The following is a 26,059-nucleotide window of genomic DNA, read 5'->3' as shown; positions in this document are numbered from 1 at the left end:
CTCCTCTCAGAACTGCGACTCGTACTGGCTCGGGTCGATCCGCGCCTCGACGACCAGCGGCCGGCTGAGGTCGCGGGCGTCGGCGAGCACCTTCTCCAGCTCCGGCACCGAGTCGGCGCGCACGCCGTCGCACGCCATCGACGACGCCAGCTGCACCAGGTCGGTGTCCTCGATGCGGGTCGCGGTGCTCGGGTAGTCCTTCACCATCTGCTTGAGCTCGATGCGGTTGAGGCTGCCGTCGACGAAGACGACGACCACGAGCCCGAGCCCGAGCGCCGCCGCGAGCCGGAGCTCGGTCGCGGTCATCGCGAACCCGCCGTCACCGACCATCGCGACGACCTGCCGGTCCGGGAAGGCGTACTGCGCCGCGATCGCGGCCGGGAGCCCGAAGCCCATCGACGACAGGCCGTTGGTCATCAGCAGCTCCCGCGGGGCGTACGTCGTCCAGCCCTGCCCGACCAGGAGCTTGTGCGATCCCACGTCGGTGCTGGCGATGGTGCCTCGCGGGAAGGAGCTCCGGACGACGTCGACGACGTCCGTCGGGTTCATCCGGCCGGAGACGCGTCCCGCGTAGTACGACTCGCGCAGCGTCGTGCGGTGGGCCGCGACCTCGGCCGCCGACCAGCGCGGCTCGCCGCGCCACTCCTCGGCGAACCAGGAGTAGATCGCGGCGATGTCGCCGACGCACTCGGTCGCGGCCTGGTAGATCTGGTCGGAGTTGCTCAGCGAGTCGACGTGCAGCACCGGGGTGCTCAGCGACCACGGCTTGATCAGCTCGACCGCGTCGAACCCGGCGGTGACGATCAGGTCGGCGTCGCCCAGCAGCTGCCAGAGCACCTGGTTGCAGGCCATGTCGAGGACGCCCGCGAAGAGGTCGTGGTCCTCGGGGAAGACGCCCTTGGCCATCGGTGCGACCACGACGGGGATGCTCGCCCGCTCGGCGAACGCCACCAGCGCGTCCGTCGCGCCGGCCCGGGCGGCACCGATCCCGGCGAGGATGACGGGCCGGCGGGCGGCCTCGACGGTCCGCACCGGGTCGTCGCCGCCACGGACCCCGAAGGTCCGCACCACTGCATCCACGGGCGGCGGCACGAAGTCGGCGTCCGTGGCCGGCTGCGCGCTCACGTCGCCCGCGATCGTCAGGTGTACGGCGCCCGGCCGCTCGGCCGTGGCGGTGGCGAGCGCCTTGCGGAGGGTGGTGGCCGCCGACCCGGGCTCGATGCGGCCCGCCCACTTGGTGATGGGCGAGAACATGAGCTTGTGGTCGATCACCTGGTGGGTGAAGAACTGCTCCCGTGACGACTCGATCTGGCCGGACAGCGCCAGCATCGGCACCCGGTCGACCGTGGCGGCGGCGACGCCGTTGACCAGCGCGCTCGAGCCGGGCCCGAGGGTCGACAGGCAGACGCCGACTCGGCCCGTCGCCTGCGCGAGGCCCTCGGCCATGAAGGCGGCGGTGCCCTCGCGCCGGGCGAGGACCACGTCGATCTCGTGGACCCGGGCCCGCTCCATCAGCTCGATGATCGGGTCGCCCGGGTAGGCGAAGATCTGCTTGACGCCCGAGGCCGCGAGGCCCAGCGCCACGACGTCGGCGGTCGATACCGGCCCGGATGCGGGCGTCGGCTCAGTCACGGGAGCAGTTCCTTTCTGAGGAGGTGGGAGACGATCAGCGCTGGGGACGCAGCAGCCGGCCGGAGCCCTTCTCGGCCGTGACGTTGCCGTCCTCCATGATCACCCGGCCGCGCAGGACCGTCATCTGCGGGCGGCCCTTCGAGGGCAGGTCCTCGGCCGACATCCACCCGCACATGTAGTGCGAGTGCTCGGCGTGCAGCACCTCCTCGTGGTCCATGTCGAGGACCACGAGGTCGGCGTCGGCGCCGGGAACGATGGCGCCCTTCCGGCCGTAGTAGCCGGTCAGCTTCGCCGGGCTGTAGCAGCACAGCTCGACGACGCGCTCGAGCGTGAGGCGTCCGCTGTTGACCTCGGTGAGCAGCAGTCGCAGGTACTGCTCGATCATCGGGCTGCCGCCCGGAGCGGTGTACATGTCCGTCCAGCCGACCTCCTTCTCCTCACGCGTGTGTGGGCCGTGGTCGGAGCCGACGACGTCGATCGTGCCGTCCTGGACGGCCTTCCACATGTAGGGGTTGTCCTCCTCGGGCACCCAGAAGCCCAGCGTGAAGGGACCGTGGCGCTCGATCTTGTCCCAGTCGTTGGTCACGAACATCGCGAACGGGTTGGCCTCGGCGGTGACGTCGCGGCCCTCCGCCTTGGCCTCGGCGACCATCTTGATGCCGGCCTCGGTCGACAGGTGCAGCACGTGGAGCTTGGTGCCCACCGAGCGCTGCATCTCCAGGATGGTGGCGATCGCGGTGTTCAGGACCACGCCGCGGCCGCCGCGCAGGGCGCGCGCATAGGAGCGGAAGTCCATGCCCCACTGCTGCTGCGACCGCTGGACGAACAGCTCGTAGAGGTCGTGGTTGTGCGGGTGGATGTAGAGCGGCAGGCCGGTCTCGGCGACCTCCTCGAACACGCGGTAGAGGACCGCGTCGTTGGTCAGCGAGGTGCCCGGAGGGTGCGGGTAGTCGCGGCCGATGTCCTTCATCATCCAGACCTTGAACGCCGTCGCGCCCGCGTCGGCGAGCGCCTTGATGTTCTCGGGGACGACGCCGGAGGCGTTGTGGCCGAAGTCGACGACGGCCTTCGACTGGGCGTTCTCGAGGTGCGCCTTCAGCCGGTCGGCGGTCGTGGTCGGCGGGTCGACGTTCGGCATGTCGAAGACCGTGGTCACGCCACCGGCGGCAGCGGCGATCGTGCCGTGGTAGTAGTCCTCCTTGTGGGTGTAGCCCGGGTCACGGAAGTGGGCGTGGGTGTCGATCAGGCCGGGGATCACCGGCTTGTCGCCCGCGTCGATCACCTTGGTCGCGGCCACCGGCTCGTCGGCGCCCAGGATCGCGACGATCCTCTCGTCCTTGACGGCGATCTGGCCGTTCACGCGGCCCTCGGGGGTGAGGATGACCGACGACTTCAGGACCAGGTCGTACTCATTAGCTACCACGGTGATGCTCTCCTAGGTTGGAAGATGGCCCGCTCACGTCACGGACCGGAGGGACAGGAAGGACGCCGGGTCAGGCGTGCTGCTTGACGAAGTCGCCGGCCGAGGCGCCGGCGATCCGCCCGAAGACCGAGCCGTTCGTCAGGCCGGAGCCGCCCGGGTAGTTGAAGTAGAAGATGCCGCCGACCAGCTCGCCGCAGGCGAACAGGCCGGGGATCGGCTCACCGCTGGTCGAGACGACCTCTGCCTCGGGGGTGATCCGCAGGCCACCGAAGGTGAAGGTGACGCCGCAGGTGATCGCGTAGGCCTCGAACGGGCCCTCGTCGAGGGTGTTGGCCCAGTTGGTCTTGTCGATGTCCAGCCCGACCGTACGACGCCCGTCCTTCACGTTGGGGTTGAACGGGACGTCGGTGGCGACGGCGTCGTTGTACTTGCGGAGGGTCTTCAGCAGGTTCTCGGCGTTGACGCCCTCGAGCTTCGCGGCCAGCTCCTCGAGGGTGTTCGCGGCGACCTTGGTGACCTGCTTGATGCGGTACTCGTCACGGAGCAGGTGGATCACCTTCTGGTCGAAGATCTGCCAGGCGAACTGCTGCGGCTGGGCCAGGATCTTGTGGCCGTACTTCGCGTAGGTGTAGTTGCGGAAGTCGGCACCCTCGTCGACGAACCGCTCACCGTTGGCGTTGACCATGATGCCGAACGGGTAGCTGTGCTTCTGGAACCCGTCGCCGACGGCGAGGTCGCCGAACGGCGGCGCGTTGAGCTCCCAGCCGACCGCGTGGGCCCCGGACCAATGACCCCACGGGAGCGCCCCGAGGTCCAGCGCCATCTTGATGCCGTCGCCCATGTTGAAGCGCGAGCCGCGCACCTTGGCGAGGTCGTAGCCCTGGCCGAGGTAGCGGGTGCGCCACTCCGGGTTCGCCTCGAAGCCGCCCGCGCCGAGGATCACGGCGCTGGCCTCGACCTCGCTGACGACGCCACCCTTGCGCACCTTCACGCCGACGACGGTGCCGTCGCGCTCCAGCAGCTCGATCGCCCGGGTCTCGTACCGGATCTCGATGCCGGCGGCGGCCGCGGCGGCGGAGAGGGAGTCGACCAGGCCGGGGCCGCCGCCCCAGGTCTCGATGGTCAGGCCGCCCCAGAACTTGAACTTGCCGTCGATCTTGAAGGCCTGGCGCCCGTAGATCGGGTTGAACTTGACCCCCTTGGTGCGCATCCACTTGAGGGTCTCGAACGAGTTGCGCACGATGATGTCGGCGAGCTCGGGGTCGGTCCGGTACTCCGTGACCCGGCAGAGGTCGTCGTAGAACTGGTCGGCGTCGTAGGTGCCGAAGTTGGTGGTCTCGATCTGCTCCGGGGTGAGGTCGGGGCACAGCTCGAGGATGTCCTCCACGCCGCGGTACGCGACTCGCATCGCACCGGCGGTGAACGCCGTGTTGCCGCCACGCTCTCGCTCGGGCGCGACCTCAAGAACAAGGACCCGCGCACCGTGGTCGTGCGCCGAGAGCGCCGCGCAGAGGGCGGCGTTGCCGGCCCCGACGACGACGACGTCGTACTTCTCGTTCATGCATCAAAACCCTTCTGGGACAGCCGTGACAGCTCGGGAAGCGCGAGGGCCGAGACCGATCCGTTCCGGCAGACAAGGTAGCTAGATTCCGCTCTGGATACAAGAGCATACATCGGTCCGCAATCGACGACCGCGCCGATGTGTCGGCGACTCCTCGGGCCGGGGCACCGGCCCGAGGCGAGGACGCGGCGACCGCTCGGGCCCGGGTCCGAGCAGGCATCCGCAGCGGACCCTCCGGACCGCGGCACCCGTGCCCGCACCGCCGGCCGGGCCCACGCCGCTCAGGACAGGTCGAGCACGACCTTGAGCCGGCCGCTGGCCGGCCGGGCCGCCGTCTCGTAGGCCCGCTGGAGGTCGGCGCGCCCGAAGCGGTGGGTGACCAGGGCGGACGGGAGCGCCGCGTGCTCGTGGAGATAGTCGTCGGCCGACGTGAGCGCCCGGGCGTGGAAGCGGGTGACCCCGCCGATCAGGGTCAGGCTCTTGCGCATCAGCCGTTCGACGTCCACGGGGTAGACGTCCTGGTCGGGGATGCCGAAGCACAGTACGGTGCCGCCGACGGCGACCGCCCGGAGGGCATGGTCCACCGTCGCCGTCTGGTGCCCGACCGCCTCGACGACCAGGTCCGGCGGGCGGTCGGCGGCGGACTCGGCCCAGGCCCCGCTGTCCGCGTGGACGCATTCGTCGAGACCGAACGGGACCTGCGCGTCGGCGCGATCGACGAGGTCGACGCCGACGACGTGGCGCGCACCCCGGGCACGCGCCACGTGGGCGAAGAGCAGCCCGATCGGCCCCAGGCCGATGATCGCGACGTCACGACCCGCGATCGGCACCCGCCCCAGGGCCTCGATGACGCAGGCCAGGGACTGGATCACCACCGCGTCGCCGGGTGCCAGCGACGGTCGATAGGGCCGGAGCCGGTCACCATCGCTGATCACCCGCTCCGCCAGGCCGTCCGAGCGGCTCGCCCAGCCGACGACCCGGTCGCCGACCCGCAGCTCCGGATGGCGCGTGATCTCGACCACGCCCACGACCTCGTGGAGCGGCGCACCCAGGCGGCCGGGGAGGTTCTCGCCGTACTCGCCGGCCCCGAGGTCCTTGGTCCCCGCGAACTTCGGGAGGTCGCTGCCGCAGATCCCGCCGGCGAGCATCCGGAGCACGACCTCACCCTCGCCGACCGAGGCCTCCGTGGGCTCGTCCGCCACCTCCTCCGCGAGCCGGCCGGGGGCGACGACGCGGTACGCCCACACGCTGCCACTCCTCCCGACTCCGCTGCTGTCGATCCTTTTGCATGCTAGAGCATGCGACGGTGCACGAAAGCAATCGGTCGGATATTCTCGGACACACGTGATACATCAGAGGTGTCTCGCGCCGGATAGGGTGCGTCGAGACGTCTCGACGACGTGGCCACCTCCGCCGAGCGCGGAGCCCGGCGGACGGAAAGGGGTGCCCATGGCCGCTGGTGTCTATGAGCAACTGCGCCAGAGGATCGTGAGCGGCGACATCCCGCCCGGTGAGCGCCTCACCGAGATCGCGCTCGCCGAGGACTTCGGGATCAGCCGGACCCCCGTCCGCGAGGCCCTGCGCCGCCTGGAGCAGGACGGCCTGGTGGAGCGCGCCGCGCGCGGCATGCGGGTGCGCGAGCGCAGTCCCAACGAGATCCTGGAGATCTACGAGGTCCGCATCCTCCTCGAGACCGCCGCCGCCCGCGCCGCCGCGACCCGGCGCACGCCGCTCGACGTCGCACGCCTGGAGCAGCTGCACGAGAACATGGTCAAGACCGAGCCCGGCGACGCCCAGACCATGGAGGCGATCAACCGGCGGTTCCACGAGATGCTCTGGGCCACCAGCCACAACTCGACCCTCATCGACGTGCTGACCCGGTTGAACTCCTACCTCCTGCGCTATCGCGGCACCACGCTGACCCACGGCGACCGCTGGAAGACGGCGCTCGAGGAGCACGCCGCGCTCCTCGACGCCATCCGGGAGGGCGACGCCGACCGCGCCGCCGAGATCGCCGAGGCGCACATGACCGCGGCGCGCAACGTCCGACTGCTGATGTACGCCGAGATGAGCGACGACACGGTCTAGCCCCACCGGCCGGCCCCCGCCGGCCCCGCCTCAGATGTCGGCACGCTCGGCGTAGATCTGCAGGCGCTTGTTCCGCACGCCTGCCATGTGCCGCTCCGCCAGGGTGGCCGCCTCCCCGCTCCGACCGCGGCGGATCGCCGCCAGGATGCCGTCGTGGTCGGCGAGCACCACCCGCCACTGATCGCCGCCGTGGGCGAGCGTGGCGCCGCGATAGGGCCGCAGGCGGGCGTTGAGCTGCCGCAGCATCCGGTCCAGCGACGGGTTGTGGCTCGCACTCCAGACGTACTCGTGGAACCTCAGGTTCAGCTCCGCGAGTCGGATCGAGTCGCCGACGTCCGAGGTGACCATCGCCTCGTGCAGCCGCTGGAGACGCAGCAGGTCGAACTCCGTACGCCGCTCGGCGGCGGCTCGGCCCGCGGCCGCCTCGAGCGCGATCCGGACCTCGTAGATCTCGAGGAGCTCCTCCGGCCTCACCAGGCGCACCCGCATCCCGCGCGGACCGCGCTCGGCCCAGCCGTCCTGCTCCAGTCGGCGCAGGGCCTCGCGGATCGGCGTCCGGCTGGTGCCGAACCGGTCCGCGAGCGCCCGCTCCCGCAGCGCGCTCCCGGCGGGGAGCTCCCCACCGACGATCTCGTCGCGCAGAGCCTCGTAGATCGACCACGACATCTTCGGCGCCTCCGACCCGGTGAGCCTCACTCCGCCTCCGCCTCCGCCGCGAGCCCGCGGGCGTCGCGACGGCCGTGCGGATGGAGGCCGGTTGCATGACTGCATACCATCGCATACTTTACTCCCGAGCCACGCCGGCCGCCCCCGAAGGGGCGCGAGTCGGCGGCACCCGACGACAGGAGATGGACCCATGGCCGAGTTCGACTTCGAGCAGACCGTCCAGGTGAACGGCACTCCCGACGAGGTGTGGTCGCTCATCACCGACGTGCCGCGGCTGGTCGGCTGGATCAGCGTGCTGCACGACGCCACGACGGTCGCGGAGCTGGCACACTACCGGGCGGTCATGCAGGACAAGGTGGGCATGTTCAAGCTCAAGGCGGATCTCGACATCCGCGTGACCGAGAAGACCGAGGGCCAACGGATCGTCGTCCACGCCGAGGGCGAGGACCGGCAGGTCGGGTCCCGGATCGTCATCGACGCCACGGTGACGATGAGCCCGGGCGAGAGCGCCACCGGCGTCACCGTCGCGGGCCGGTACGGCATCAGCGGGTCGGCGGCCACGCTCGGCTCGAGCACCATCCGCAGGAAGGGCGACAAGATCGTCCAGGAGTTCTTCACGAACCTGGGCAAGGACGCCGCCTAGGGAGTGGGAGAGCCCCCGACCGGAGTCCGGTCGGGGGCTCTCCCATGCGCCGTCGGGCCGGACCGGCCGGGTGCGGTCAGTCCGCCTCGGGAGCGGAGCCGCCGGCCGCCTCCGCCCGGGCCGCCTCACCCTCCTGGATCAGGCGCCACACCCGCTCCGGCGTGAGTGGCAGCTCCGTGGGCCAGACCCCGGTCGCCCGCGCGACCGCCGAGGCGATCGCACCGCCCATGGGGATCCGGGCGCCCTCGCCACCGCCCTTCGCACCGTAGGGCCCGGTGCCGTCGCGGCGCTCGACGATCACGGAGTCCCAGCGACGGGGAGCATCGCCGATGTGCGGCACCCGGTACTCGACGAGGTTCGGATTGCGCAGCTGGGCGCCCTCGTAGACGAGCTCCTCGCTCAGCCCGCCGCCGATGCCTTGGAGTGCCGCGCCGACGTCCTGGCCCTCGACCCCCATCGGGTTGATGGCGAAGCCGACGTCGGCCATGGTGACGAGCTGGTCGACCTTGGTCACGCCGGTCTCGGGGTCGATGTCCACCGCGACGGCGACCATCCCGATCTCCCAGAAGGACGGCTGCACCTGCAGCTCGCCCTCACGCCGCACCGTGCCGCGTCCGGTGATCTCGCCGCCGCCACCGCCGTACCACTTCTTGATCAGGGGGCCGAACTCCTCGCTGCGGCCGTCGGCGTGGACGATGCGGTCGCCGACGTGCCGCACGTCGTCGACCGGACACTCCCAGACGGTGGCCGCCATGGCGAGCAGCTGCTGGACGATGTCGCGACAGGCGCGCTGGACCGACAGGCCGGTCATCGTGGTGGTCCGGCTGCCGCCGGTGGTCCGCTCGAAGGAGGTCCCGGCGGAGTCGGACTGGAAGACCCGGACCTTCGCGATGTCGAGCCCGAGCTCCTCGGCGGCGATCTGGGTGAGGATCGAGCGACTGCCCTGACCCATCTCCGTCGAGCCGCTCAGGACCAGCGCTGAGCCGTCGGGCGACATCTTCACCTGGGCCGTGGAGGTCGGGTACGCACCGCCTTCGTTGGCGCCCACGCCGAAGCCGACGGCCTGCAGCACCCCCTCGCGCGGCTCGACGCGCACCCGCGCCATCATCTGGTCGAAGTCGTCGACCAGGTCGGTGTCCATCGGCCGCTTGCCCTCGATGAAGCGCTCACCGCGGGGCACCAGGTTGATCCGACGCAGGTCCGCGGCGTCGATCCCGAGCTGCTCGGCCGCCTGGTCCATGTTGGTCTCCGCGGCCAGGTTGACCTGGAAGGCCCCGAGCGCCCGGTACGACGACGCCGGCACCGTGTTGGTGTAGACGAGCCGCCCACGGACCCGCAGGCTCGGGATCGAGTACGGACCGAAGCAGCGCGCGACGGCCTTGGAGAGCACCGTCGCGCTGTTGTCGACGTAGGCGCCGGTGTCCATGACGATGTCGACGTCGCGGGCGAGCAGCCTGCCGTCCTTCCGGAAGGCGCTGCGCACCCTGGTCCGCGCCGCGTCGGCGCGGGTCGTGTAGATCGACTCCTCGATGCTGAGGTCGAGCTTCACCGCACGCTGCGTCACCCAGGCGGCGACCGCGGTCAGCGGCTCGATCTTGGTGTAGGACTTCGATCCGTAGCCACCGCCGATGTAGGGCACCGAGACGCGGACCTTGCTGTGCGGGAGGTCGAAGACGCGCGCGAGGTCCTTGATCACCATGAACGGATGCTGGGCCGTGCTCGTGACCTCCAGATAGCCGTCGGCGAACCGGGCGCTGGAGTTGTAGGGCTCCATCGCATAGGCGTAGAGCGCGGGATGGAACGTCTCGGTCTCGACGACGAGGTCGGCCTCCGCGAAGGCGGCATCGACGTCGCCCCAGCCGAGGTGCATCGTGTTGGCGACGTTGGGCTCGTCCTCGGTGCGCGTGATCGCGACCTGGTTCACCGCCTCGCCGCTGTAGGCGTCCTCGTGGATGACCGGGGCCGCGGGCGCGAGAGCCGCCTCGGCGTCCATCGCGGCCGGCAGGTCCTCGTAGCGGACCTCCACCAGCCGGGCCGCGTCGCGAGCGATGTGGCGGGTCTCGGCCACCACGAGGGCGACCGGCTCGCCGTAGTAGCGCACCTTCCCCGCGGCGATGATGGCGTGGTCGGGGACCATGTGCCCGAAGCGCGGATAGAGGCCGTCGAGGTCCTCGGCGGTGACGACGGCCACGACGCCGGGCACGTCGAGGGCAACCTTCACGTCGATGCCGAGGATCGTCGCGTGGGCCCGGTCGGAGCGCACCGCGACGGCGTGCGTCGTGTCGGGGAACGGCGTGTCGATGGCGTAGCGTGCCCGGCCGGTCACCTTCACCCCGGCATCCACCCGCTCGATCGACCGCCCGACGTAGCGGAACGGCTCGCCGTCCTCCTTGAGGTGGCCGGCGTACGGGCGGTGCGCGGCGTCCGGGTCGTAGGTCCCGGCCAGCCGCGCGGCGGCCTGCTCGACGGCCTCGATGATGGGCAGGTACCCGGTGCAGCGACACAGGTTGCCCTCGAGCTCGTGCTCGATCTCCTCCCGGGTCGGGCTCGGGTTCGTGGCCAGGAGCGCCTTCGTCGACATGATGAAGCCGGGGGTGCAGTAGCCGCACTGCAGCGCCGTGCAGTCCGCGAACGCCGCCTGGACCGGGTCCAGCCCCGCCTCGGTCTCCAGGCCCTCGATCGTGGTCACCTCGGCCTCGTCCGCCTCGACGGCCAGGACCGTGCAGGAGCTGACCGGGCGGTCGTCGACCAGCACGGTGCACGCACCGCAGACCTGGGACTCGCAGCTCACCTTGGTGCCGCGCAGGCCCTCCTTCTCGCGGAGGAACTCGGCCAGCGTCAGGCGGTTCTCGACGCGCTTCTTGATCCGGCGGCCGTTGACGGTCGTGGAGACGACCGTCTCGTCGTAGGTCTCCTCAGGCATCGTTCGACTCCTTCAGCTCGGCAGCGGCGCGACGGACGAACACACCCACCAGGTGGCGCTTGTAGGACTCCGAGCCGTTGAGGTCCTCGATGACCTCCAGCTCGGGGAGGATCGCCTCGACGTCCAGCTCGTCGAGCGACGGGGCGGCGAAGCGCTGCGGGATCTCCCCGACCGCGCCGACCGTGACCCGCAGGCCCTCCGGGTCGGAGACCAACGCAACCGCGATCGTGGGGTACTCGGTCGGCTGGTGCCGCAGGTAGACCTGGGGCGCGACGGTCACCGGGACGAGCACCGAGTCGAGCAGCTCTCCCTCGTCGAGGTCCACGTCCATCGCACCGAGGACGAACTCGTCGATCGGCAGCACCCGCTCGCCGTCGGCGGAGCGGAGCCGCACCCGCGCACCGAGCGCGAAGAGGGCGGTGGCCACGTCGGAGCGCGGGTCGGCGAAGCACAGATTGCCGCCGACGGTGCCCGTCGCGCGCACGCGGGCGTTGCCCAGCTCCGCGCAGGCCCGAGCGAGGATCGGGGCCGAGCGACGTACGAGCTCGGAGTCCGCAACCTCGACATGCCGGACCGCAGAACCGATGACCAGCACCTCTCCCTCGAGCCGGATCCCGCCGAGCGCGGGGATCCGCTTCAGGTCCACGAGGTGGGCCGGCGAGACCAGCCCCAGCTGCATGGCGGCCACGAGCTCGGTGCCGCCGACGTAGGCGATGCCGTCGTCGGCGAGCAGGTCGAAGGCCTCGGGGAGCGTGGCCGGCCGCGAGAGTCGGAACGTCGGGAGCAGCGGAATCACCTCGCGGGTCGATCAGACATGAATGTATGCGAGCGTACACCAAGGTCGGCCGCCGAATCATCGGTCGGCGACGCCCTGTATCCCATCGTGTACATTCTGCCTCGACGGCGTTAGTTAGCCAGGACAATCATCTGCCCGGACGGGCCCGGGGAGCCACCGGGACGGGCAGGGAGTGAGCGAGAAGGAAGCAAGGAGTGAGCTCTGCCATGGGAAAGTCACTGCTGAGCCTGAGCCTCGCGCTGGGCGACTCGGACCTGAACCGGGGGCTGCTCACCGGTGCGGTCGGCATCCAGGGCGTCGAGACCCGCGCCCTGACGTTCTCCTCCCCGGAGCGGCACTGGCGGATGTTCCGGCGGCGAGAGTTCGACGTGTCCGAGGTGTCCTTCGGGGCCCTCCTGTCGATCCAGGCCCGGCAGCCCGGTGAGTTCGTGGCCGTCCCGGCCTTCCCGCACCGCCGCTTCCGGCACTCGTTCGTCTTCGTGCCCGAGGGCTCCCCGATCGCGGCGCCGAGCGCGCTCAACGGCAAGCGGATCGGCCTGCGCACCTGGACGAACTCCGCCGGCGTGTGGACCCGGGGCATCCTCCAGGACCACTACGGACTGGACCTGGGCAGCGTGGAGTGGGTCATCCAGGACGCCGACACCGCGGGCATGGAGAACCTGCCCGCGGCGTACCGCATCCACCAGGTCGCCCCGGGAACCTCGATCGTCGACCTGGCCTGCCGGGGCGAGATCGACGCCCTGATCTATCCCGAGACCCCCGCCGTACTGGGCACACCGGGCGGCCTGCGTCGGCTCTTCACCGACGCGCGCGCCGCCGAGGTGGAGTACTTCACCAACACCGGGATCTTCCCGGTCATGCACACGGTGGCCGTGCGCCGCGACATCGTCGACCAGAACGCCTGGCTGCCCTACGAGGTGCTGCGCGCGTTCCGCGCCTCCAAGGACCTGGCGCTGGACGCCATCAAGGACCCCCGCAAGATCTGCCTGGCCTGGGCGCAGGACGCCTACGAGCAGCAGGTGGCGCTGATGGGGGAGGATCCGTTCGGCTACGACGCGGAAGGGTCCCGGACGGCGGTCGAGACGCTGATCCGCTACTCGGTCGAGCAGGGCATCCTGCCGGAGCCGCTCACGCTCGAGGAGATCTTCCACCCGACCACGATGCAAGAGCCGCCGCGCTACGTGCGCCGGTGAGCGAGACCACCGATGCGGACCGGCGACCCCGAGGCGCCGTGACGGCACCGGGCCTGGCGGGCCGGCTGCTCGACTCCGCCGGGCTGCGGTCGCGGTGGGCCTGGGTCTCCTTCGGCACGCTGATCTACTGGCTGGCGCCACAGTCGGTCCGGCTCTTCTACCCCCTGCGGATGGGGGATCTCGGCGCCTCCGACCTCGTCATCGGCATCGCCGTCGCCGGCTCCTCGGTCGCCGGGCTCGTGCTGGCGGTGCCCAGCGGCTACCTGCTCGACCGGTTCGACTCCCGACGGGTGCTGATCGTGTCGATGGTCGGGCTCGCCATCACCATCGGCGGCTTCGTGGTCACCACCTCGGTCCTCGCGATGGCGGCGCTGATGTTCGTCCAGGGCCTGTTCCAGATGTGGGTCTGGCTGGTGCTGCAGGAGATGATCACGCGGGTCGGCGACGGCCGGCACGCCGAGCGCCAGCTCTCGCTCTTCTCGCTCTCCTGGGGCGTCGGCCTGGCCGCCGGCCCGGTCGCGGTCGCCTGGCTGTACGCCGCGATCGGGTTCCAACTGCTCAACGTGGTCTGCTTCGCCATGATCCTCACCGCGGCCGCCGCGGGCTTCCTGGTGCCGGCCAGCCTGCGCGAGGTCGAGCCCCGCCCGCCGGCCGAGCGCGACGCGAAACGGAGGGTCGGCATGCTCACCGCGTTGCGCGCATCGCTCTCCAACGCCGTCGTCATCGGCGTGATGGCCTCGAGCTTCGTCAACATCTTCGTCCAGTCGCTGCGCACGTCCTTCTACCCGCTCTATCTCGAGGGGCACGGGGTCGGCATCGCCCTGATCGGCGTGCTGCTCTCCTGCATCGGCGTCTCGTCCCTGGCCGTCCGGATGGTGCTCGGCGGGCTGGTCCGCCGGTTCGGCATCGTCCGGCCGCTGATCTGGAGCACCTGGTTGGCGGTGCTCGGTGTCGCCGTCACCCCGATCACCACCAGCCCGGCCTTCCTGGTGGCCGCCGCGCTGATGATCGGCGTCGGCCTGGGAGCGAACCCGCCGATCACCGTCCAGCTGCTCGCCGGCCGCGAGACGACCAACCGCGGCACGGCCGTGGGCCTGCGGATGCTCGCCAACCGGTCCGCCCAGGTCGTCCAGCCGCTGGTCTTCGGTGCCCTCTCCGTCACGATCGGCCTGGCGGCCGCGTTCCCCGTGGCGGGCGTGCTGCTCGGGGCCGCCACGATCTGGACGGGCCGGCGGCTGGCCGGGTTCCGGGACCAGGGACGCGTGCGGGCCGCGGCGCCGGACGCCTGAGCTGGCGGTCGCGGAGTCACCGATGCGGGATCCGGACGGGCCGGGTCAGTCCCCCACGAGGACGCAGCGCTGGTCCGTGACCCGCACCGCCACCTCCGTGCCGGGGGTGACGTACAGGTCGGGGCCGCTCTTGATCCGCAGCAGCGCGCCACGGACCTCGATGTCGTAGTCGATGACGTCGCCCTGGTAGACCGCGTTGCGGACCACACCCTGCTGACCGGTGCCCCCGGCTTCCAGCGAGACCCGGATCCGCTCCGGCCGCACCATGACGTTGACCTTCGCGTCGGACGCCGCGTCGACGCCGTTCCCGGTCGCCGCCAGCCGGCCCAGCGGCGTCTCGACCACGACCTCGTCGGCCCCCTCGCCCCGGCCGACGATGCCGCCCTCCATGAAGTTGGCCGAGCCGATGAAGTCCGCGACGAACCAGTTCGTCGGCTTCTCGTAGATCTCCCGGGGCGTGCCGAGCTGCTCCACGCGACCCTCGCTCATGACCGCGACGACGCTGGACATCGCCAGGGCCTCGTCCTGGTCGTGCGTCACGTAGAGGACCGTGAGCCCGAGCTCGCGCTGCAGCCGGATCAGCTCCTTGCGCATGCTCTCCCGCAGCTTGGCGTCCAGGTTCGACAGCGGCTCGTCCAGCAGCAGCAGCGGCGGCCGGTAGACGAGGGCCCGGGCCAGCGCGAGTCGCTGCTGCTGGCCGCCGGAGAGGTCGGTCGCGCCGCGGCTGGCCAGATCGCCCAGCCCCATGATCTCCAGCGTCTCCCCGACCCGCTCCTTGACCTCGGCGGCGGGCGTCTTGCGACGTCCCGAGATCAGCGGGTAGGCGACGTTCTGGAACACGGACATGTGCGGCCAGATGGCGTAGGACTGGAAGACCATGCCCAGGTGCCGCTTGTTGGCGGGCACGTCCACGCCCTGGTCGGAGCAGAACAGCGTCCGGTCGTCGACGACGATGGTCCCCTCGGTCGGCGACTCGAGGCCGCCGACGCTGCGCAGCATCGTGGTCTTCCCGCAGCCGGACGGCCCCAGCAGCGTGAAGAACTCGCCCTGGCCGACGGTCAGGCTGACCCTGTCGACGGCACGCTCCCGGCCGAACCGCTGCTTCTGCTTCGAGGCGTACACCTTCGTCAGCCCAGTGATCTCAAGCATGGTCTTCTTCCTTCGTTGTCACACGGTCTGGGTGGGGTCCGGTCACATGGCGTCGAGGCTGATCCCCCGGCGGGAGCGCCGCCCGACGAGCAGCAGCAGCATCACCAGCGTGACCAGGACCGCGATCATCAAGGTGCCGATGGCGGCCAGCGCCCCGAACTGCCCGTCGGAGTACTGCGCCCAGATCACCACCGGGAGCACCTCGTTGCCCGGCGAGTAGACCAGGAGCGACGTCGAGAGCTGCCTCATCGCGGAGACGACGATGAAGATCCATCCCCCGAGCAGTCCCGGTGCGAGCAGCGGCAGGTCGATCCGGCGCAGCGTCTCGAACAGGCCGGCGCCCGAGATCGCCGAGGCCTCCTCCAGCTCCCCGCCGATCTGGTACATCGCGCTCGACGCGTAGCGCATGCCGTAGGGGATGTAGAGCGTGATGTAGGCCAGCAGCAGGATCCAGATCGTCCCGTAGACCGGGATCGGCGAGCGCAGGTAGACGAAGATCAGGGCCACGCCGAGCACGACGCCGGGCAGGGCGAGCGGCACGAACGCCAACCCGTCGAGGGCCCAGCGGCCCGGGAGCCGGGTCCGGATCACGACCCACGCGGCCACGGCCATCAGGAGCATCACGATCGTCGCGGCCGCGCCACTGAGCCACAGGGAGTTGAAGAGCGCTCGCGGGACGACGGGGTTCTCGAAGATCCGCCGGTAGTGGTCCAGGCTGAAGTCGGCCAGGTGCTCGACGCGCGGGCGCCGGAAGTACGGCTGTGTCGAGACCCAGAGCAGGATCGCGGTGGGAGCGACCACGGCCAGGAAGAAGTACACCGCGACGAACGCGCCACCGAGCCACTTCCACGGACCCAGGGAGATGGTGCGCGGGCGGTATCCCTTGCCGGTCACCGTCTGGTACTTGCGGCCGCTCTTCGACAGGCGCGTGTAGAGATAGCTGCCGACCAGGGTCAGCAGGATGAGCAGGGTGGAGTACGAGCCCGCGGCCCCGTAGTTCGCCGGGAACTTCGACAGCTCGAACCAGATCTTCGTCGACAGCACCTGGATGCCCTCGGGCGCGCCCAGCAGGAGCGGCACCTCGAAGCCCTCGATGCAGTTGACGACCGTCACGAGCAGCGCCGCCCAGAGGGCCGGTCGCAGCATCGGGAGGGTGACCCGTCGCAGCGACTCCAGCACTCCCGAGCCCGAGATCGCCGCCGCCTCCTCGAGCGTGGGGTCCATCGCCTTGAAGGCGGGCAGCATCAGCAGGAAGACGAGCGGGACGGCGTGCAGGCCCTGCACGAAGATCATCCCGCCCATCGAGCTGATGTCGAGCGAGCCGAGGCCGACCCACTTCAGGTAGGGGTTCATCGCGCCGATGTTGGGGCTGACCAGCATCAGCCAGGCCACGGTGTGCAGGATGCCCGGGATGATCAGGGGCACGAGCGAGGCCGCGGTGACGAAGCTCTTGAACGGGATGTCGGTGCGCGCGACCAGGAACGCCAGCGTCGCGCCGATGAGGGTCGCGAAGATCGCCGATCCGGCTCCGAACACCACGGTGTCGCGCAGCATCCGGATCGTGCCGGGCTGACCGAAGGCGTCGACCAGGTAGCCCAGCGTCAGGCCGTCGGGCCCGAGGAAGGTGCCCCGCAGCAGGTAGACGACCGGGTTGGCGACCAGGTAGCCGATGACCAGGACGAGGACGACGGCCAGGGCGAGGTGCGCGCGGTTGATCCGCGTACGACGCCCTCGGGCTCGCGACGGAGCGGGCTCCGCGGGCCGGGCGCTCACCGATTGGGACAAGCTCATGAGCTTCGCTTTCTCATCGATACGGGCTGGCGGCCGGGTCAGGGGCGCCCCGTCGAGGCACCCCTGACCCGTCGATGGGAACTGGTCGCGTCACTCCCGCACGGGTCGGCCGGACGACTGCATCATCTCGGCGTAGAGGTCGTCCCACTTCTGGAGCTCGGCGTAGAGCGCATCGTCGTCGAGGATGTAGAGGTCGAAGCCCTGGCCGAGGATGCCGCCCTGGTAGTTCTCGTTGGTGGGGGTGCGGCCGGCCTCCACCCAGTACTCCTGCTCGCCGGTCAGCTGGAACTCGACGAACAGCAGGGCCGAGGCGGGCCGACTCGTCGTCGCGGCGATGCCGGTGCCGGACACCGTGGTGATGACCGGGCCGGGCTGGGGCTCCCAGGCGACGGGGGCACCGTCCTCCACCTGACGTGCCGACCGGTAGTGATAGGTGGTCGCGGCGGCGACGTACTGTCCGGACGCCAGCAGCTCGGAGAGCAGCGTGTGGCCGACCACCGGAACGCCGCGGCGCGCGGCGTCGGCCACCATGTCGATGGCCTCCTGCTCACTCACGCCCTCCTGCTCCTGCAGCAGCTGGACCACGCCGAAGAGCCAGTTGGAGTCGGTGGCCTCGAACGCCAGCTCGCCGTCGCCGAACGCCGTCAGCACGTCCTTGAACGTCTCGGGCGACTTCCCCTGGTAGCGCTCGGTGTTCCAGGCGACGATGAACGGGTACAGCTGGTCGGCGATCCAGTCGTCGTGGACCGTGCCCTCCACCATCTGGTCGGCCAGCGGCGTCTCCAGGTCGGCGTACAGGCTCTCGTTGGACGCGATCGTCGGGTCGAGCCCGGAGAAGTTGAGGACGTCACCGCGGATGCGGCCGGCCTTGGCCTCCTCCATCGTCTTGGCGAGGACCGTCGCGGACGATGCCCGATAGACCTGGACGTCGATACCGGTCTCCTCCTTGAACTTCTTGATCAGCGGCGCGGTGTCGTCGTCGGCGGCGGCCGTGTACCAGACGATCGGGCCGTCCTCCTCCTTCGCCAGCTCGATCAGCTCGGCCTTCCGCTCGCTCTCGCCGAGGCCGTCGAGCTGGTCGTAGATGTCGGCCAGCTGGTCCGAGGTCTTGGTCGCGGCCTCCTCGAACGACGTCGACCCCGAGGCGTCCGTGGAGTTGGGACCGGCCCCGCAGGCCGACGCGACGAGAGACAGCAGACAGGCACCCGCGATCACGCTGGACACCTTCAGACGTCGGGAGAACCGCGACGTAGTGAACATGGTTCCTCCATGGGCCCAGGCCCGTCAGGACACCCCGCAGCGAGTCACTCGGTCCCGGAACCGACGGCCGTCCGGCCGCGTGACTGCGGATTGTCTACGTTAGTACACAATGGAATACTGAGTGATACAGTTCACGTTGTCAACCACGAGTTCGACGTCGAGCCACCCGGGTTCCTCGCCTGCGGACGAGCCCCCTCGCCGCGCTGCGCGGCCTCTCGGGGCGACCACAGAGCGGTGCTCGGGCGGCGTCGTCACCGGAACGGAGAAGCGAGAGCCATGAGCACGGCGCCGACCAACGAGAGCACCGACGACACCCGAGCAGCCGATACCCGGATCTGGGACCGGTTCCTGACTCCCCAGGACCAGGAGGTAGCCCGCCGCCAGAGCAAGACCCAGCACGGGATCGGGCCGCGGCCGGCGGTCGTGGTGATCGACGTCTACCGCCGAGTGTTCGGCGAGCGGCCGCTGCCACTCCTCGAGGCGATCGTCGAGACGCCGAGCAGCTGCGGCCTCAACGCCTGGGAGGCGCTCGGGCCGATCCAGGACCTGCTCCGGGAGGCGCGCCGCCTCGGCCTCCCGGTCATCCACGTGACCGGCGATCCTCAGATCCCGGGCTGGCGCAACCCGCGCGGCGGCGCCACCAGCCGGGCCGACGCCGAGGCCGGCTACCGGATCATGGACGAGGTGGCCCCCCTCCCGGACGAGGTGGTCATCCGCAAGTCGGCCCCGAGCGCCTTCTTCGGCACCCCGCTCGTCGCGCTGCTGCGGCAGTGGGACGTCGACTCCCTGATCGTCGCCGGCGAGTCCACCAGCGGCTGCGTGCGCGCGACGGTCGTCGATGCCCGCTCGCACCGGTTCGCCGTCACCGTGGTCGAGGAGTGCGTGTTCGACCGGACCGAGTCGACGCACGCCATCAACCTGTTCGACATGGATCAGAAGTACGCCGACGTGCGTCCGCTGGCCGACGTCCTCACGACCCTGGGGTCACGAGCCCAGGCGTGAGACGATCGCCCGCCGTACCATCGTCGGCATGGCGCTACCGTCCGAGGTGTCGACCTCCGAGCCTCTTCCCGCGCGGCTGGACACGCTCCGGCTCGCCATCGTCCGCATCGAGCGCAAGCTGCGGAAGAGCGCCGGCGCCGAGGTCACGCCCTCCCAGCTGTCGGCGCTCTCCGTGCTGCACCGCACGGGCCCGATGCGACTGAGCGAGCTCGCCGAGCGGGAGCAGGTCAGCAAGCCGACCGTCACCCGACTCGTGGGCCGGCTGGAGGAGAAGGACCTGGTCGAGCGGATCCCGGACGACACCGACGCACGCAGCCAGACGGTCCGGCTCACGCCCACCGGTCTGCGCCTGGTGGAGAGCGCCGCGGAGCGGTCCAACGACTACCTGCGCCAGCGCGTCGGCGAGCTCGAGGAGCGCGAGCTGGAGCGCCTGCTCGACGCCGTCGAGATCCTCCAGCGCCTGGCCGGCCCGCGCCCCCGGGCCTGACCGGGCGACTCACGTCCGGCACGCGCGGGACGGCGCCGGCGCGATCGCCGTCAGCCGGCGGCCGGCGAGCTGGTGCGCCAGGCCAGCGCCGCCCCGGCAGCCACCAGGCAGCCCAGCACCATGACCACCACCATGTCGGCGAGACCGCTCGGCCCCAGCCCCGCGGAGAAGACCAGGCTGAGCACGATCGTCGCCACGGCTCCCCCGGCATGCCGGCAGGTCTGCAGCATCCCCGTCGCCACGCCGATCTTGGCCGCGGGCGCCTCGTCGTACATCGCCTTGGCGTAGCCGAGCGTCGAGATGCAGTAGGGGACGCCCAGGACCCCGCACACGACGAGCACCAGCGCCGGATGGCTGAACCCGGTGAGCAGCAGCGCCAGGCAGGAGCCGGCGGCCATCCAGACGGCGCCCACGATCAGGACCACCTTCGTGCCGACCCGCGTCAGCACCCTCGCCACCACCGGGTTGGCGACCAGCGAGACGCCCGCCAGCGGCACCATCAGCGCTCCGACCTGCCCGGTCCCGAACCCGAGCGCACCCTCCAGGTACTGGGGCATCCCGTAGAACACGCAGTAGTAGACGACCGTCATCACCCAGAACCCGACGAAGGTCGGGAGCACGCTGGCGCTCGTGACCAGCGAGAGGTCGACGAAGGGGCGCTCGACCCGGCGCGAGCGCCGTACCAGCAGGAGCGCGGAGGCGAGACCGACCGCGACCAGCGACAGCGACCACCCCCGGCTCGGCCGGGAGAGGAAGACGAGGATCGGGATGATCGTCGTCCCGAACAGCGCGACGCTGGGCAGGTCCAGGGCGGCGATCAGGGATCGCCCCCGGCCCGCCGGCGGCGGCCCGTCCGGCTCGATCAGGAGCAGGACGGCGGCCAGCGCGCACAGGGCGATCGGAGCACTCAGCCAGAAGAGCACGCTCCAGTGCCACAGGCTGACCACGAGCCCGCCCACCGCCGGCCCCAGCACGACACCCATGGAGTTGCCCAGCTGCACGCGCGCGATCGCCGGCATCGGCGCGATGCCGACGCGGTCCGCACTCCGGCGGATGATCGACAGCGCGGCGGGGAAGGCCGCGGAGCTCCCGAAGCCGATCGCCACCCGCATCGCGCACAGCGCCGCGAAGCCGGGCGCGAGCGGGGCTACGGTGCTCATCACCGCCACCACCACCATGCCGGCGGCGAGCACGCGCCGCGGCCCGACCACGTCGGCGAGCCGGCCCATCAACGGCTGCGCCACCACGGAGGTGAGGTAGAAGACCGTCACGATCCAGGTGACCTCGGCGACCGAGATCCCGAAGTCGTCGCGCAGCGCCACCAGGCCGACGGCGAGCATCGAGGAGCTGAGCGGGTTGAGCATCGTGCCGAGCCCCATCGCGGCGACGGCCAGCCGCCACCTTCTCGTGGGGTTCACGTCGCTCCCGCCATCGCCGCTATTGTATGCATAAGCATACCGAAGGCAGCGCCGCACCGCATCGAGGGCAGGAGACAGACATGACGTGGACCCAGGACGCCGACCGGCTCCTGACGGATCTCGACCGCGAGGTCGTCCGGTTGAGCGGATTCGGCCAGCGCGGCACGACCGGCGAGCGCCCGGCACTGCTGGTCATCGACGTGACCGAGGCGTTCTGCGGCGACCGGCCCGAGCCGATCCTCGAGTCCGTCAAGCGGTTCCGCAACAGCAGCGGCGAGGCCGCCTGGGACGCCGTCGAGGTGATCGGCTCCCTCGGCGAGACGGCCCGCGCGAACGACGTGCCCGTCATCTACACCCGCGGCATGTCGCCCGCGTCCGGGCTCGGACCGGGCAGGTGGGCGACGAAGAACAGCCGGGTCGCGGAGGACCGCGACAGCCAGCGCCGGATCGTCGAGCCCCTGGCGCCCCAGGACGGGGACGTCGTGCTGGACAAGGCGAAGCCGAGCGGCTTCTTCGGCACGCCGTTGCTCAGCCTGCTCATCGACCGCGGCATCGACTCGCTCATCGTCTGCGGCTGCACCACGAGCGGCTGCGTGCGCGCGACCGTCGTCGACGCCTTCTCCAACAACCTCCCCGTCAGCGTCGTGGCCGACGGATGCTTCGACCGGGTCGCGGTGTCGCACACGGTCGGGCTCTTCGACATGAACCTCAAGTACGGCAACGTCGTCGACTCCAGCGAGGCGCTCGCGATGCTGGCGGGCCGCGCTCGGGACTAGGCCGCCTCCGCGGCTGGTCAGACGGCGCGGCCGCCGACCAGGGTGAGCCGCACCCCCGGCCGCAGCGTCGCCGTCGGGTCGGCGTCCAGGCCGACCAGGTCGGCGCTCGCTCCCGGGGCGATCACGCCCAGGTCGCCGCGACCGAGCATGAGCGCGGCCGTGCGCGTGTGCAGGTGGAGCGCGGCCGACACGGGCAGGCTCTCCTCGACATCGAAGTCCTGACCCCACAGCGAGCGCCGCTCGACCGACAGCGCCACGCTCTCCAGCGGCTGGAACGGCCGGCCCCGCCTGCCCGGCGTACCGTTCCAGTCGCTGCCGAGGACGCAGCCGACGCCCAAGCGCAGCGCGGTCCGCAGCGGCACGAGACGGTGCCGGCTCAACGCCGTCGCGGCGGCGTTGAGCTCCACCCCCACCACGGCCGGCTGGGTGGACCACCAGATGTCGTGGGCCGCCATCCGCGTCAGCTGGGCGTCCGAGACGTCGAACCCGTGCTCGATGCTCAGCCGCGTCGTACTCGTGCGCCGGACCCGTTCGAAGACATCGAGGACCGCGTCCACCCCGACCCGGGTCGCGGCGTGGCAGGTGACCGCCCAGCCGAGACCGGCGGCACGAGCCACCAGCGCAACGAGCTCCTCGCGCTCCATCAGCAGCGTCGGCTCACCGCCGTCGACGATCGTCTCGATGCCGTGGTCGACGAAGATCTTCACCGCGTCGTGGGCCAGCCACTCGCCACCGAAGCCCGTGGCCGCCGGCCAGCTCGCGATCGTGGCCAGCCGGTCCGCAAGCGTGGCGGTCGGGTCCAGGCGCGGCCCGCCGAACACCCGCGTGGCCAGTCGGCCGTCGGCCGCCAGCACGCCCTGGAAGGCGGCCAGCTCGCCCTCCCGGAAGCCGGTGACCCGCACGGTGGTGATCCCGGTGCGGGCATAGTCGCGCTGGGTGGCGCGGATCGCGTCCGACAGGTCGCCGGCGACCGCTCTGGGGTCGAAGCACCGGAGCACCAGCCCGATCGCGCCGTACTCCCGGATGATCCCGGTGGGGCGTCCGCTCGGGTCGCGCTCGATCATCCCGCCCGGCGGGTCGCCCCGGTGGTCGGCGATGCCGGCCAGGGCCATCGCCCGACCGTTGAGCACCATGGCGTGAGCGCCCAGCCGGACCGCGATGGGGTTGTCGCCGGGGACCCGGTCCAGCACCTCGGCGGACGGCGGATCGCCGATCGGGAACTGCTGGAGCGAGAGAGCGTGCTCGGTGACCACCCACTGGTCCGCAGGCAGTCCGGCCACGGCGGCCGCGAGCGCGGCCACCAGGTCGTCGTTGGAGAGCACGTGCGCGGTCGGGACGGCGAAGGAGTCGAGGACGGCCGACGGGAGATGGTTGTGGGCGTCGATGAACCCGGGCACCAGCACCGTGTCGCCGAGGTCCTCGACCGCGACGCCGAGGTCCCGGCGGGCCGCTCGGTCGTCGGGATCGAAGAGGGCCAGAATGCGCCCGGCGCCGATCACGACGCCGCGGGGCAGGACCGTCTCCGCCGGCTCGTGGAAGCTGAGCACCTTGCCCGCGACGAGGGCGCGCTCCGGGCGGGGCCACCGGATCACGCGTCGGTCCTGTATCGCTCCTTGCCGAAGTGGTTGATGGCGTACTGCACGATCGCCACGAAGACCAGCAGGATCAGGATGAGCGCGAACGCCTCCGCGACCTGGAGGGTCTGCGACGCCCGGGCCAGCTCGTAGCCGAGGCCCCGGGTCGAGGCGAGCATCTCCGCCAGGATGACGGTGATCATGCACAGGGCCGCACCGATCCGGACGCCGGAGAGCACCATCGGGAGCGCGGCCGGCATCTTCACCTGCCAGTCGGTCTGGCTGCCGCTGGCCCCGAAGGCCCGGGCCACCTTCAGGTAGCGCTGGTCGATCGCCCGGAAGCCGCGCAGCGAGTTGAACGCGATCGGGAAGAACCCGGACAGCGCGCCGTAGGCGATCTTCGACTGCATCCCGACGCCGAACCACAGGATGAACAGCGGGTAGAAGAGCACCAGCGGCACCAGGTAGCCCCAGGCGATCAACGGCTCGGCGACCTCCGCCCGGAAGGGCGTGCGCCCGCAGATGAAGCCCACGACGACGCCGGCGACCAACGCGATCGCGAACGCCGCGAGGAGCTCGACGGCGGTGATGCCGGCGCTGCTCCAGGTGTGACTGGAGGTCACCAGCAGCTTGAACTGCTCCCAGACCACCGACATCTTCGGCACCAGGATCGGCGAGACCCCGCCGGGACCGGTGGCATAGGCCCAGGCGCCGAAGAGTCCGATCAGGCCGAGGATGCGCAGGCACCACACGGCGATCTTGTGCTTCACGGTGCGACGACCTCCTCGGGCGCGCCCTCCAGCAGGCCGAACAGCTCAGCCCGCAGCGTGTCGAAGGAGGCGGTGGTCATGAAGTCGAGCCGGCGCGGCCGGGGCGCGTCGACGACGAACTCGCGGACGATCCGGCCCGGGCCCTTGCCCATCACCAGCACCCGGTCGGCCCAGAAGATCGCCTCGTCGAGACTGTGGGTCACCATCACGACGGTCTTCTCCGCCTCGGTCAGCACGTTCGACATCTCGATGCCGATCCGCCGCCGCGACTGCTCGTCCAGCGCACCGAACGGCTCGTCCATCAGCATGATCTGCGGGTCCATCGCGAGCGCGCGCGCCACCGCCACCCGCTGCTGCATCCCGCCCGACAGCTCCGCGGGATAGGACTCGGCGACGTGATCGAGGCCGACCAGCTCGAGCTGCTTCATCGCGACCGCGCGCCGCTCGGCCTTCCGCACCCCGGCGAACCGCAGTCCGGTCGCCGCGTTGTCGACGACCGAGCGCCACGGGAAGAGGCTGTAGTCCTGGAAGACGAACGCCGCCCGCGACGGCTTCGGGCCGGTGATCGGCTCGCCGTCCACCGTGATCCTGCCCGAGCTCGGGCGCAGCATCCCGCCCATGCAGTGCAGCAGCGTCGACTTGCCACATCCGCTCGGGCCGATCAGCGAGACGAACTCACCCCGGCGGACCTCCAGGTCGATGTCACGGATCGCCGTGACCGGGTCACCCTTGGCCCGCTCGTAGGTGAGCGTGACCGATTCGATGTTCATAGTCATGTCTGGGCATCCAAGTTCTAGATTGTTGCGACCGTTGCGGCGCCGGTGGAGCGCCACCTGTTCATCCGGGTCTCGGCGCGCGTCCAGAGCGCGCCGGCGACGACCGCGACGATGGTGATCAGCAAGACGATGGCGAGGACGTAGTCGGTCTTCAGGGCGGCGGAGTAGGTGCGGATCAGCGGCCCGATGCCGCCGTCCGACGCCCAGAGCTGGGCGATCATCACGCCCAGGAAGGCGTGCTTGATGCCGTACCAGAACGCCGCGAAGATCCCCGGCAGCGCGGCCGGGAGGATCACGTCGGCGTAGCGGTGCACGGTCCGTGCGCCGAAGGCGTCGGCGACCTTGAGGTGCCGCTGCTCGACGAGCCCGAGGCCGCCGATCACGTTCACGACGACGTAGAAGAAGCTCTCGAACGCCCCGAACGCGGCGGCGGACATCCCGCCCAGACCGAAGATGAGGGTGAAGATCGGAAGGAAGATCGACTTCGGGGTCGAGAGCACGAAGGCGATCGGGCCGAGGAACGCCTCCCGGAGCAGCCTCGAGGCGCCGAGGGCGAGGGCGACGAAGAGCCCGGCGGAGGTGCCCATCACGAAGGCGAGCAGGATCGAGGACCCGGTACGCCGGAAGGCCTCCTGGGCGTCGGGGTCGCCGAGCAGGTCGGCCATCGCCCGGACCACCTCGGTCGGCGCGCTCAAGAAGTCGCCGTCGATGACGCCGATCCGGACCAGGATCTCCCAGAGGAGGATCACACCGATGACGATCGCGCTCCGCAGCAGCGACGCGCTGTGAGCGCGTCGCTGCCGAGGAGCACCACGTTGTGCGGAAGGCTGCCGCATGAGTAC

At 70.8% G+C, this 26,059-nt stretch carries 22 protein-coding genes; 7 read left to right on the top strand and 15 right to left on the bottom strand.

Annotation, left to right across the window (positions count from 1 at the left end; translation table 11 throughout):
• Window positions 1-6: 6 nt before the first annotated feature.
• From KM427_RS03055 to KM427_RS03040, 4 genes are all read right to left on the bottom strand, one after another.
• On the bottom strand, window positions 7-1,632 hold the full coding sequence (locus tag KM427_RS03055; RefSeq protein WP_215526212.1) for a thiamine pyrophosphate-binding protein: 1,626 nt from the start codon (window positions 1,630-1,632) through the stop codon (window positions 7-9).
• A 34-nt stretch (window positions 1,633-1,666) separates the two neighbouring features.
• On the bottom strand, window positions 1,667-3,055 hold the full coding sequence (locus KM427_RS03050; protein WP_183592559.1) for a dihydroorotase: 1,389 nt from the start codon (window positions 3,053-3,055) through the stop codon (window positions 1,667-1,669).
• Window positions 3,056-3,125: 70 nt separating this feature from the next.
• Window positions 3,126-4,616 (bottom strand): FAD-dependent tricarballylate dehydrogenase TcuA, encoded by a 1,491-nt coding sequence (tcuA, locus tag KM427_RS03045; RefSeq protein ID WP_183592558.1) that lies wholly within the window; start codon window positions 4,614-4,616, stop codon window positions 3,126-3,128.
• A 281-nt stretch (window positions 4,617-4,897) separates the two neighbouring features.
• Window positions 4,898-5,863: a zinc-binding dehydrogenase gene (locus tag KM427_RS03040; RefSeq protein ID WP_215526211.1), complete on the bottom strand. Its 966-nt coding sequence runs from the start codon at window positions 5,861-5,863 to the stop codon at window positions 4,898-4,900.
• A gap of 202 nt (window positions 5,864-6,065) precedes the next feature.
• On the opposite strand from KM427_RS03040, the gene KM427_RS03035 reads away from it, so the two are divergent.
• Window positions 6,066-6,704: a GntR family transcriptional regulator gene (locus KM427_RS03035; RefSeq protein ID WP_215526210.1), complete on the top strand. Its 639-nt coding sequence runs from the start codon at window positions 6,066-6,068 to the stop codon at window positions 6,702-6,704.
• 30 nt (window positions 6,705-6,734) lie between these two features.
• On the opposite strand, the gene KM427_RS03030 is transcribed toward KM427_RS03035, so the two are convergent.
• A complete protein-coding gene (locus tag KM427_RS03030) occupies window positions 6,735-7,400 on the bottom strand; it encodes a GntR family transcriptional regulator (RefSeq protein WP_215526209.1) in 666 nt (221 codons plus the stop codon).
• A gap of 160 nt (window positions 7,401-7,560) precedes the next feature.
• Between KM427_RS03030 and KM427_RS03025 the strand changes: the two genes are divergently transcribed.
• A complete protein-coding gene (locus KM427_RS03025; RefSeq protein ID WP_215526208.1) occupies window positions 7,561-8,013 on the top strand; it encodes an SRPBCC family protein in 453 nt (150 codons plus the stop codon).
• 76 nt (window positions 8,014-8,089) lie between these two features.
• Here the strand turns inward: KM427_RS03025 and KM427_RS03020 are convergent, their stop codons facing one another.
• The gene (locus KM427_RS03020; protein ID WP_183592553.1) at window positions 8,090-10,936 is read right to left on the bottom strand and encodes a molybdopterin-dependent oxidoreductase; all 2,847 of its coding nucleotides are present in this window, start codon (window positions 10,934-10,936) and stop codon (window positions 8,090-8,092) included.
• Window positions 10,929-11,732 (bottom strand): FAD binding domain-containing protein, encoded by an 804-nt coding sequence (locus KM427_RS03015; RefSeq protein ID WP_183592552.1) that lies wholly within the window; start codon window positions 11,730-11,732, stop codon window positions 10,929-10,931. The genes KM427_RS03020 and KM427_RS03015 overlap by 8 nt, the downstream gene beginning before the upstream one ends.
• 206 nt (window positions 11,733-11,938) lie before the next feature.
• Here KM427_RS03015 and KM427_RS03010 point away from each other — a divergent pair, with 206 nt between their 5' ends.
• Together KM427_RS03010 and KM427_RS03005 are read left to right on the top strand one after the other, a co-directional pair.
• Entirely contained in the window at window positions 11,939-12,925 is a 987-nt protein-coding gene (locus KM427_RS03010; protein ID WP_215526207.1) for a substrate-binding domain-containing protein, read from the top strand.
• A complete protein-coding gene (locus KM427_RS03005; protein ID WP_215526206.1) occupies window positions 12,922-14,214 on the top strand; it encodes an MFS transporter in 1,293 nt (430 codons plus the stop codon). The genes KM427_RS03010 and KM427_RS03005 overlap by 4 nt, the downstream gene beginning before the upstream one ends.
• Window positions 14,215-14,259: 45 nt before the next feature.
• Here KM427_RS03005 and KM427_RS03000 read toward each other — a convergent pair whose 3' ends face one another.
• The 3 genes from KM427_RS03000 to KM427_RS02990 form a co-directional block, all read right to left on the bottom strand.
• Window positions 14,260-15,363, bottom strand: coding sequence for an ABC transporter ATP-binding protein (locus KM427_RS03000; RefSeq protein WP_215526205.1), 1,104 nt, complete (start codon window positions 15,361-15,363; stop codon window positions 14,260-14,262).
• A 42-nt stretch (window positions 15,364-15,405) separates the two neighbouring features.
• Window positions 15,406-17,154, bottom strand: coding sequence for an ABC transporter permease (locus tag KM427_RS02995; protein WP_183592548.1), 1,749 nt, complete (start codon window positions 17,152-17,154; stop codon window positions 15,406-15,408).
• Window positions 17,155-17,244: 90 nt separating this feature from the next.
• Complete coding sequence (locus tag KM427_RS02990; RefSeq protein WP_183592547.1) at window positions 17,245-18,414, bottom strand: ABC transporter substrate-binding protein; 1,170 nt, start codon at window positions 18,412-18,414, stop codon at window positions 17,245-17,247.
• A gap of 276 nt (window positions 18,415-18,690) precedes the next feature.
• Between KM427_RS02990 and KM427_RS02985 the strand changes: the two genes are divergently transcribed.
• Together KM427_RS02985 and KM427_RS02980 are read left to right on the top strand one after the other, a co-directional pair.
• A complete protein-coding gene (locus tag KM427_RS02985) occupies window positions 18,691-19,416 on the top strand; it encodes a cysteine hydrolase family protein (RefSeq protein WP_183592546.1) in 726 nt (241 codons plus the stop codon).
• A gap of 28 nt (window positions 19,417-19,444) precedes the next feature.
• Window positions 19,445-19,903: a MarR family winged helix-turn-helix transcriptional regulator gene (locus KM427_RS02980; protein WP_183592545.1), complete on the top strand. Its 459-nt coding sequence runs from the start codon at window positions 19,445-19,447 to the stop codon at window positions 19,901-19,903.
• Between the two features lie 50 nt (window positions 19,904-19,953).
• Here the strand turns inward: KM427_RS02980 and KM427_RS02975 are convergent, their stop codons facing one another.
• Window positions 19,954-21,321 carry an MFS transporter gene (locus KM427_RS02975; RefSeq protein WP_215526204.1) on the bottom strand — a complete coding sequence of 456 codons (1,368 nt, stop codon included), beginning with the start codon at window positions 21,319-21,321 and terminating at the stop codon, window positions 19,954-19,956.
• An 80-nt stretch (window positions 21,322-21,401) separates the two neighbouring features.
• On the opposite strand from KM427_RS02975, the gene KM427_RS02970 reads away from it, so the two are divergent.
• A complete protein-coding gene (locus KM427_RS02970) occupies window positions 21,402-22,097 on the top strand; it encodes an isochorismatase family protein (protein ID WP_215526203.1) in 696 nt (231 codons plus the stop codon).
• Window positions 22,098-22,114: 17 nt separating this feature from the next.
• Here KM427_RS02970 and KM427_RS02965 read toward each other — a convergent pair whose 3' ends face one another.
• From KM427_RS02965 to KM427_RS02950, 4 genes are read right to left on the bottom strand one after another with little or no spacing between them, the layout of a single operon-like run.
• A complete protein-coding gene (locus KM427_RS02965) occupies window positions 22,115-23,689 on the bottom strand; it encodes an amidohydrolase (protein ID WP_215526202.1) in 1,575 nt (524 codons plus the stop codon).
• Window positions 23,686-24,441 carry an ABC transporter permease gene (locus KM427_RS02960; protein ID WP_183592541.1) on the bottom strand — a complete coding sequence of 252 codons (756 nt, stop codon included), beginning with the start codon at window positions 24,439-24,441 and terminating at the stop codon, window positions 23,686-23,688. Before KM427_RS02960 ends, KM427_RS02965 begins: the two co-directional genes overlap by 4 nt.
• Window positions 24,438-25,217, bottom strand: a complete 780-nt coding sequence (locus KM427_RS02955) for an ABC transporter ATP-binding protein (RefSeq protein ID WP_183592540.1) — start codon at window positions 25,215-25,217, stop codon at window positions 24,438-24,440. Before KM427_RS02955 ends, KM427_RS02960 begins: the two co-directional genes overlap by 4 nt.
• 17 nt (window positions 25,218-25,234) lie before the next feature.
• Window positions 25,235-25,966: an ABC transporter permease gene (locus tag KM427_RS02950; RefSeq protein ID WP_183592539.1), complete on the bottom strand. Its 732-nt coding sequence runs from the start codon at window positions 25,964-25,966 to the stop codon at window positions 25,235-25,237.
• Window positions 25,967-26,059 lie beyond the last annotated feature (93 nt).

Source organism: Nocardioides sp. LMS-CY, assembly GCF_018732145.1.
GTDB lineage: Bacteria > Actinomycetota > Actinomycetes > Propionibacteriales > Nocardioidaceae > Nocardioides > Nocardioides soli.
This window is presented reverse-complemented; position numbering and strand designations above follow the sequence as displayed.

Coding starts and splice junctions, on each gene's coding strand:
- tcuA (WP_183592558.1), bottom strand. CDS start 4,616: ATGAACGAGAAGTACGACGTCGTCGTCGTCGGGGCCGGCAACGCCGCC.
- KM427_RS03035 (WP_215526210.1), top strand. CDS start 6,066: ATGGCCGCTGGTGTCTATGAGCAACTGCGCCAGAGGATCGTGAGCGGC.
- KM427_RS03025 (WP_215526208.1), top strand. CDS start 7,561: ATGGCCGAGTTCGACTTCGAGCAGACCGTCCAGGTGAACGGCACTCCC.
- KM427_RS03020 (WP_183592553.1), bottom strand. CDS start 10,936: ATGCCTGAGGAGACCTACGACGAGACGGTCGTCTCCACGACCGTCAAC.
- KM427_RS03010 (WP_215526207.1), top strand. CDS start 11,939: ATGGGAAAGTCACTGCTGAGCCTGAGCCTCGCGCTGGGCGACTCGGAC.
- KM427_RS03000 (WP_215526205.1), bottom strand. CDS start 15,363: ATGCTTGAGATCACTGGGCTGACGAAGGTGTACGCCTCGAAGCAGAAG.
- KM427_RS02995 (WP_183592548.1), bottom strand. CDS start 17,154: ATGAGCTTGTCCCAATCGGTGAGCGCCCGGCCCGCGGAGCCCGCTCCG.
- KM427_RS02990 (WP_183592547.1), bottom strand. CDS start 18,414: ATGTTCACTACGTCGCGGTTCTCCCGACGTCTGAAGGTGTCCAGCGTG.
- KM427_RS02985 (WP_183592546.1), top strand. CDS start 18,691: ATGAGCACGGCGCCGACCAACGAGAGCACCGACGACACCCGAGCAGCC.
- KM427_RS02980 (WP_183592545.1), top strand. CDS start 19,445: ATGGCGCTACCGTCCGAGGTGTCGACCTCCGAGCCTCTTCCCGCGCGG.
- KM427_RS02970 (WP_215526203.1), top strand. CDS start 21,402: ATGACGTGGACCCAGGACGCCGACCGGCTCCTGACGGATCTCGACCGC.
- KM427_RS02955 (WP_183592540.1), bottom strand. CDS start 25,217: ATGACTATGAACATCGAATCGGTCACGCTCACCTACGAGCGGGCCAAG.